General features: G+C 71.4%; 7 protein-coding genes. 3 read left to right on the forward strand and 4 right to left on the reverse strand.

Features of this window, described 5'->3' with window-relative positions; all coding sequences use genetic code 11:
• Positions 1–78 precede the first annotated feature (78 nt).
• Entirely contained in the window at positions 79–1,272 is a 1,194-nt protein-coding gene (locus AB0D04_RS32430; RefSeq protein WP_362710651.1) for an acyl-CoA dehydrogenase family protein, read from the forward strand.
• A 79-nt stretch (positions 1,273–1,351) separates the two neighbouring features.
• Here AB0D04_RS32430 and sepF read toward each other — a convergent pair whose 3' ends face one another.
• The 4 genes from sepF to AB0D04_RS32450 form a co-directional block, all read right to left on the reverse strand.
• On the reverse strand, positions 1,352–1,801 hold the full coding sequence (gene sepF, locus AB0D04_RS32435; RefSeq protein ID WP_362710654.1) for a cell division protein SepF: 450 nt from the start codon (positions 1,799–1,801) through the stop codon (positions 1,352–1,354).
• A 416-nt stretch (positions 1,802–2,217) separates the two neighbouring features.
• On the reverse strand, positions 2,218–3,159 hold the full coding sequence (locus AB0D04_RS32440; protein WP_362710655.1) for an ABC transporter substrate-binding protein: 942 nt from the start codon (positions 3,157–3,159) through the stop codon (positions 2,218–2,220).
• On the reverse strand, positions 3,156–3,689 hold the full coding sequence (locus tag AB0D04_RS32445) for a GNAT family N-acetyltransferase (RefSeq protein WP_362710658.1): 534 nt from the start codon (positions 3,687–3,689) through the stop codon (positions 3,156–3,158). Before AB0D04_RS32445 ends, AB0D04_RS32440 begins: the two co-directional genes overlap by 4 nt.
• Entirely contained in the window at positions 3,686–4,774 is a 1,089-nt protein-coding gene (locus AB0D04_RS32450; RefSeq protein ID WP_362710660.1) for an LLM class flavin-dependent oxidoreductase, read from the reverse strand. The genes AB0D04_RS32445 and AB0D04_RS32450 overlap by 4 nt, the downstream gene beginning before the upstream one ends.
• A 459-nt stretch (positions 4,775–5,233) precedes the next feature.
• On the opposite strand from AB0D04_RS32450, the gene AB0D04_RS32455 reads away from it, so the two are divergent.
• Positions 5,234–6,094, forward strand: coding sequence for an amino acid ABC transporter permease (locus AB0D04_RS32455; RefSeq protein ID WP_362710663.1), 861 nt, complete (start codon positions 5,234–5,236; stop codon positions 6,092–6,094).
• Positions 6,091–7,836, forward strand: a 1,746-nt coding sequence (locus AB0D04_RS32460; RefSeq protein WP_362710665.1) for an FAD/NAD(P)-binding protein, incomplete at its 3' end; no start/stop codon positions are given. The genes AB0D04_RS32455 and AB0D04_RS32460, both read left to right, overlap by 4 nt.

The raw sequence follows: 7,836 nt of genomic DNA on the forward strand, positions 1-7,836 counted from the left end.
CCGGGGGCCGTACCTTCGGACGCAATAACTACCACTGCTAGTTTTACGCGTGAGCGCTGAACCTGCCGGAGGCCCCGCATGTCCGCAACGCCGTCCCCGACGCCGCCGTTCGACCCCACCGACCCGCTGGGCATCGACGATCTGCTCACCGACGAGGACCGCGCCGTCCGCGGCACCGTCCGCCAGTGGGCCGCCGACCGCGTCCTGCCGCACATCGCGCAGTGGTACGAGGACGGTGAGCTGCCGGGCATCCGCGAACTGGCCCGTGAGCTCGGCGCGCTCGGCGCGCTCGGCATGTCCCTCACCGGCTACGGCTGCGCGGGCGCCTCCGCCGTCCAGTACGGCCTGGCCTGCCTCGAGCTGGAGGCCGCCGACTCCGGCATCCGCTCCCTGGTCTCCGTCCAGGGCTCACTCGCCATGTACGCGATCTGGCGCTTCGGCTCCGAGGAGCAGAAGCAGCAGTGGCTGCCGCGGATGGCGGCCGGCGAGGTCATCGGCTGCTTCGGCCTCACCGAGCCCGACCACGGCTCCGACCCCGCCGGGATGCGGACCTACGCCAAGAAGGAGGGCACGGACTGGGTGCTCAACGGGCGCAAGATGTGGATCACCAACGGTTCCGTGGCCGGCGTTGCCGTGGTCTGGGCCCGCACCGACGACGGCATCCGCGGCTTCGTCGTCCCCACCGACACCCCCGGCTTCTCCGCCCCCGAGATCAAGCACAAGTGGTCCCTGCGCGCCTCGGTGACCAGCGAACTCGTCATGGACGACGTGCGGCTGCCGGCCGATGCGGTGCTCCCCGAGGTCACCGGCCTGCGCGGCCCCCTCGGCTGCCTCAGCCATGCCCGCTACGGCATCGTCTGGGGCTCCATGGGCGCCGCGCGCGCCAGCTTCGAGGCGGCGCTGGACTACGCGAAGACCCGCGAGCAGTTCGGCAGGCCCATCGGCGGCTTCCAGCTCACCCAGGCCAAGCTCGCCGACATGGCCGTCGAGCTGCACAAGGGGATCCTGCTGGCCCATCACCTGGGGCTGCGGATGGACGCGGGGCGGCTGCGCCCCGAGCAGATCAGCTTCGGCAAGCTGAACAACGTCCGTGAGGCCATCGAGATCTGCCGCACCGCGCGGACGATCCTGGGCGCCAACGGGATCTCGCTGGAGTACCCCGTCATGCGGCATGCGACCAATCTCGAATCGGTGCTGACCTACGAGGGCACCGTCGAAATGCACCAGCTGGTGCTGGGCAAGGCGCTCACCGGGCTCGATGCCTTCCGGTGAGCGGCCCGCCGCCCGGCTCTGACGGCAATCACCGGGGGCCTGCCGCCAGGCCCCCGGCCGGGAACACACACCACGCCACTCAGCTCTGGTTGAAGAACCCCCCGTTACGGTGGCCGTCCTGCCCCCCGCTGAAGACCTTGTAGTCGGGCGGGGTGAGCAGGAACACCCGGGTGGCCACCCGGTCGATCGAACCGCGCAGGCCGAAGATCAGGCCCGCGGCGAAGTCCACCACCCGCTTGGCGTCGGCGGGGTCCATGGCCGTCAGGTTGACGATCACCGGGACGCCCTCCCGGAACAGCTCGCCGATGCCACGGGCGTCGCCGAAGCCTTCCGGGGTGACGGTGGCGATACGGGTGCCCTGGTCGTGCGCGGTCCGGTCGGCCACCTGGACCCGGGGGTCGGTCACCCAGGAGTTGCCGGCCGGGGCGGCGGAGCCGGCTCCCTCGGCGTAGTCGTCGTCGTAGTAGCGCTCGTCATCGTTGTCGTCGACGAGGCCAAGCCAGGCACTCGCCTTGCGCACCGATCCCATTGACGCCTCCTCTCACCCGCGGTGGTGTTCCGTCTTTCCGTGTTCCGCCCCCTATCGTCGTGCATGATGCGGAGGGTGTGCCAAGTGGATAGCCGCCGCACGGGGGGTTCGTGACACATCTGGTGCAAAGAGGGTGGCGCGACGTCAGTTCCCGCGCCCCGGAAAGAAACTGACTGTGCGATGGGCATCACGGTCGGTATGCCCGGGTGAGATCGACACGCGGTCACGGCACATCGGATCCGGCCCGGGGGTCGGTTCTGGTGCGGGACCAGGGAAGATGCCGACGGGGCGGCGCCGGCCGGCCGGGCCGTACCGCGGCATACGGCCGCACGGCCCGGCCAAGGCGGGGACGCCGGCGCGGTGACGGTCGGGGCGGGCGGCCCGTGCCGGACCGGAACGGTCCGCCCGCCCCGCACTCACCTGATCTCCGGCGGACTGATCTGCGACGTCCCGATTGCCGATGCGCCGGTGCCCCACTTCTTCAGGATCCGGCCGTAACTCCCGTCCTTCTTCAGCCGGTTGACCGCCGCCCGGAAAGCGGGCGCCAGCGGCGTCCCCTTCTTGAAGGCGAAGCCGACGTCCAGCCGCTTGAACTCATTGAGGAAGCGCAGGCCTTGCTGCTGCTTCACCGCGTAGCGCAGCCCGTTGATGGTGCTCATCACCACATCGGTACGCCCCTGTTGCAGCGAGATCCACAGCGCACCCGACTCGGCGTACGTCGTGACGTCGTACGGCTTCTTGCCCGCCTCCTTGCACAGGTGCCTGTTCTCCTCCAGCGTCGCCTCGAAGGTGGTGCCGGCGCCGGTGGCGACCGTCAGTCCGCACAGCTGCTTCAGTGAGGTGACCTTCTTCAGCGGGCTGTCCTTGCGGGCCGCGAAGCCCTGGCCGTCATTGATGTAGGTGACGAAGTCGATGGTCCTGCGCCGCTCGTCGGTGACGCCGAAGTTGCCGGTGCCCAGGTCGTATTTGCCGCTGCCGAGGGCCGGCAGGATCGCCTCGAAGCCGGCGACCTCCCGCCGGAGCCGGATGCCGAGGACCTTGGCGGCCGCGTCGGCGAAGTCGACGTCCTGGCCGGCCAGGGTTTTGCCGTCGGCCAGATAGGTGGTGCCGGGCGGGGTGCCGACGCTGGAGGCGAGGGTGAGGGTGCCGCGTTGGCGGACCTCGGCGGGCAGCAGCTTCGCGGCGGCCGGGTCCTTCTTGATGCCCGAGACCACATCCGTGGTCGGGATCCTGGCGGCCGCCGGTGCCTTGTCGTCGGCCGCCGGACCGCCCGAGCCGCAGGCGGTGAGCGCGAGGAGTGCGCCGGCCAGGAGGGCGGCGGCGCGCAGTGCGGCGGTGCGGGGCGTGGTTCTGGTCATGGGCGCGGGTTCTCCAGGTGCGCTGGGTGCTCCGGGTGCGTCAGCTGCTTTTCGAACGGCAGCGGGCCGATGGACTCCGGGTCGGCGGTCAGGTCGAACAGGGGGCGGTAGCCCGCGGCCAGATACAGGCCCTTGGCCTCCGGCTGGCGGGGGCCGGTCGTCAGGAAAATGCGGGTGTAGCCGCGGTCGCCCGCCTCCCGTTCCAGGGCTTCGAGCACCCGCAGGCCCAGGCCGCGCCGGCGGTGCGCGGAGTGCGTCCAGATCCTCTTGAGCTCGGCGGTCTGCGGGTCATAGCGGCGGTAGGCACCGCCGGCGACCGGCTCGCCGTCCTCCAGGAGCAGCAGAAAAGCGCCCCGCGGCGGCGCGAACTCCCGGGCCGGGTACTCCAGGCCGAGGTCGACGGGCCGTTCGTAGCGGGTGCTGTATTCGTGGGTGAGCTCATCGAGGAGCGGGCGGGCGAGCGGGTCGGTGACGGTGGTGTGCAGCACCGTCGGACCGGTCGCCGACAGTGGCCGGGGTGCGGCGGTCACCGGGCGGCCTGCGGGGTGAGCGGCGGCAGTACGGGAGTGGGGACGGCCGGCCACGCCGGCGGGTCGGGCAGCTCCGCGCGCAGCTGCGGCAGCACCTCGGCGGCGGTCAGCCGCAGCACGTCGGCCTTGCGGTGGAAGGGCAGCCCGGCGCTCTCCACGGAGAAGAACTGCAGCGTATGGCCGTAGGCGTAGTGCTGCTGCAGGATCTTGTCGGTGATCCGTCCGGGGGAGCCGACGAGCATCGGGCCGTGGTCGGCGGCGTCGTCCAGGGTGCGGAACGGTGTGTTGTTGCCGGGCACATCGCGGGCGGCGACGGCCGCTTCGTAGTACGGCGCGAACTCGCGGCGGGCGGTGTGGTCGTCGGGGGCCGCATACAGAATGCCGCCGGAGCCGACGACGGCGGCCGCGGGATCGTGCCCGTACGCCTCCCAGCGGGCCCGGTAGTGGTCGATCAGCCTGGCGTAATTGGCCACCGGCTGGATGGCGTTGGCGGCGAAGAGCGGGTCGCCCCACAGCGCGGCCAGCTCCACCGAGCGTTCACTGGTGGCGCTGCCGTGCCAGACGGTCGGCGGCCGCTGGTAGGGGCGGGGCAGTACGGTCACCTCCTCCAGCGGCGGCCGGAACCGGCCGGACCAGGTGACCTTCTCCTCGCTCCACAGCCGCCGCAGCAGCTCGTAGTTCTCCTCCTGGAGCGCGTACTGGTCGGCCACATCACGGCCGAACAGGTGCCAGGGTTCGGGGGCGTTGCCCTTGCCGATGGTCAGCTCGAGGCGGCCGCCGGAGAGCTGGTCGACGGTGGCGTAGTCCTCGGCGACCCGTACCGGATCGAGGGTGGAGAGCACCGTGACGGTGGTGAACAGACGGATGCGATGAGTACGGGCGGCGATCGCGCCCAGCACCGCCGGCGGCGAGCTGGACAGGAACGGCGGGCCGTGCCGCTCGCCGACACCGAAGGCGTCGTACCCCAACTCCTCGGCCAGCACCGCGAGTTCAACGACCTCACGGAGACGTTCGGAGGGGGACAGCAGCCGCCCGGACAGCGCATCCGGGACATTATCGATCAAGGTCATGACGCCGAAGCGCATACCGCGCCCTTCTCTGAGCGGGGATGAGGAGAAAGCACAGGAGGCAGCAGACGTGCCAAGCGAGGGGAGGGTGCACCGCAGGCGGCGCGAGGTGTGAAGGCGCGGTGACGGGAGAAGAACCGCGAAACGGCCCGGCCTCAGGGGCGACGGGCTTCAGGGCAGGGCGTCAGCTCAACAGGACGACGACCACACACGACCGAAGTCGATGTGGTCGCGGGTGACCAGCCGCTGCCATGAGTACATGCGGCTAAGTGGAACAGGCATCCGTTTCCGCGTCAACCGGGCTCCGGCGCACCGCCCACAGTGTGGACAGCCTTGACAACCAGCCATGTTCACCCCATAGCCTCAAGGGCCGGTTCGTGCTGAGGGGCGCGACCGGATGCGTTCCCCGTAACGCGCTCTGCCTGTGTGAAGGCGCTCAACTCCCGTGTGCGATCACTGAATCCACGGAGCCTTCGCATGTCTTTTGACACCCTCGCCGAACCGGCCCTGGCCCCGCCCGGCCGTACGGACCCCACCACCACCCTGCGCATCGTCCCCCGCCGCCGCACCGGACAGCGGGCCGCGGCCGCCGTCGTCCTCACCCTGCTGGCACTGGCCGTCCTCTCCGTCGTCCGCAACGACGCCTTCCAGTGGGACGTCGTCGCCGACTACTTCCTGACCACCGCCGTACTGCGCGGCCTGGGCCTCACCCTGTGGCTGACCGCCGTCGTCATGGTGCTGGGATTCGCGCTGGGCACCCTGCTCGCCACCATGCGACTGTCCGCCAACCCCGTGCTGCGCGGCGTCAGCTGGGGCTATGTCTGGCTCTTCCGGTCGATGCCGATCCTGGTGCAGCTGCTGTTCTGGTTCAACATCGGGGCGCTGTACCCGACGGTCCTCGGCATCAAGACCGTCAATCTGCTCGGCCCGGTCACCATCGCCGTCATCGGCCTCACCCTGCACGAGGCCGCCTACGCCACCGAGGTCGTCCGCGGCGGGATCCTCTCCGTCGAGAAGGGGCAGCTGGAGGCCGCCCAGTCGCTGGGGCTCGGCGCCGGACGGCGGCTGCGCCGGATCGTGCTGCCGCAGGCCATGCGGGCGATCGTCCCGCCGGCCGGGAACATGCTGATCGGCACCCTCAAGGGCACCTCCATCGTCAGCGTCATCGCCGTCCAGGACCTGCTCTACTCCGTCCAGCTCGTCTACCACCGCACCTACCAGGTCATCCCCCTGCTGATGGTCGCCACCCTCTGGTACATCGCGGTCACCTCCGTCCTCAGCGTCGGCCAGCACTTCGTCGAGCGGCACTACGCCCGCGGCACGGCCGGTGCCCGATGAGCCCCGCCGCGCGCCCGTCCGTGGTGATCGTCGGCGCCGGCCCGCGGGGCACCGGACTGGTCGAGCGGATCGCCGCCAACGCCCCGGAGCTGTACGGCGACCAGCCCCTTGACCTGCACCTCGTCGACCCCTACCCGCCCGGTGGCGGCCGCATCTGGCGCGCCGACCAGTCGTTGCTGCTGTGGATGAACTCCACCGCAGAGGACGTCACCATGTTCACCGACGAGAGCGTGGAACTGGCCGGCCCCGTGCGGCCCGGCCCCTCGCTCGCCGAATGGGCCGACGCGGTACGGGCCGGCGAGATCCTTCCCCCGGCCCAGGAGACCCCCACGACGCCCGGCCTCGCCGACGCCATCGCCGCGCTCGGCCCCCGCGACTTCCCCGCCCGGCGGCTGCAGAGCGCCTATCTGGGCTGGGTGTACGAGCAGTCGGTGGCCGCGCTGCCGCCACGCATCGCCGTCCACGAGCACCGCCGAAAAGCCGTACGGGTCACCGGACCGCGCGACGGCCGCCAGGAGGTGTGGCTTCAGGGCCGCCCGACACCGCTCACCGCCGACCTGGTGGTACTGGCCCTGGGCCACCTCGAATCCGAACTCCCGCCCGGCCAACAGGAGTTGAGTGCCTTCGCGGCCCGCCACGGCCTGACGCACATGCCGCCCGCCTTCACCGCCGACACCGATCTGAGCGCGCTGCGCCCCGGCGAGCCCGTCCTCGTCCGCGGCTTCGGGCTGGCCTTCATCGACCTGATGGTGCTGCTGACCGAGGGGCGCGGCGGCACCTACACCGCCGGCGCCGACGGCACGCCGACCTACCGGCCGTCGGGACGCGAGCCGGTCCTGCACGTCGGGTCGCGGCGCGGCGTCCCGTACCACTCCAAGATCGGCTACGAGCTCGACGGCGAACGGCCGCCGGTGCCGCGCTTCTTCGGACCGGAGCAGGTCGACGAGCTGCTCGCCCGGCCCGGAGAGCTGGACTTCCGCCGCGACATCTGGCCGCTGATCGACAAGGAACTGGGCTTCGCCCACTACCACCGGCTGTTCACCGCCCACCCCGACCGCACCCGGATGAACCGGCCGGACTTCGAGGAGAAATACGCCGCCGCCGACCCCGGCAGCGCCGCACTCCAGGCCCTGGTGAGCACCGCCGTCCCCGACCCTGCCGACCGCCTCGACCTCGACGCCCTCGACCACCCCCTGACCGGCGTCCGCCACCCCGACGGCGACGCCCTGCAAGAGGGACTGCGCGGCTGGATCGAGGCCGACCTCGCACGCCGCCACGACCCCGCACACAGCCCCGACCTGGCGGTCTTCCTCGCGCTGCTGTCCGTCTACGGCCAGCTGATACGCATCGGCGACCGCGGCCCCTGGTGGCACGGCTTCTTCAGCTACCTCGCCTCCGGGCCGCCCGGCCCACGCCTGCGGCAGCTGCTCGCGCTCTCCCGCGCCGGAGTCGTGCGCTTCCTCGGCGCCGCCACCACCGTCACCGCCGACGAGCGGCGCGGGCTGTTCCGCGCCGAGAGCGCCACCGTGCCGGGGGAGTCGGTCGAGGCCCGAGCGCTGGTGGAGGCCCGGCTTCCCGAGCCGACCGTCGCGCACACCCGCGACGCCCTGCTGCGCGCCCTGCACACCGACGGCGCGGCCGCCACCCCGGCTGGCGGTGGAGTATCCGCTGGAGAAGGTCCCGATGGTGCAGAAGCGCCTGGTGGAGATGTGCCGCAGGAACGCCAAGCCGGTGATCGTGGC

It is taken from the genome of Streptomyces sp. NPDC048483 (assembly GCF_040651455.1).
Lineage (GTDB): Bacteria > Actinomycetota > Actinomycetes > Streptomycetales > Streptomycetaceae > Streptomyces.

What these genes read in the sequence shown, in the direction of transcription:
- AB0D04_RS32430 (WP_362710651.1), top strand. Translation starts at nt 79, where the DNA reads ATGTCCGCAACGCCGTCCCCGACGCCGCCGTTCGACCCCACCGACCCG.
- sepF (WP_362710654.1), bottom strand. Translation starts at nt 1,801, where the DNA reads ATGGGATCGGTGCGCAAGGCGAGTGCCTGGCTTGGCCTCGTCGACGAC.
- AB0D04_RS32440 (WP_362710655.1), bottom strand. Translation starts at nt 3,159, where the DNA reads ATGACCAGAACCACGCCCCGCACCGCCGCACTGCGCGCCGCCGCCCTC.
- AB0D04_RS32450 (WP_362710660.1), bottom strand. Translation starts at nt 4,774, where the DNA reads ATGCGCTTCGGCGTCATGACCTTGATCGATAATGTCCCGGATGCGCTG.
- AB0D04_RS32455 (WP_362710663.1), top strand. Translation starts at nt 5,234, where the DNA reads ATGTCTTTTGACACCCTCGCCGAACCGGCCCTGGCCCCGCCCGGCCGT.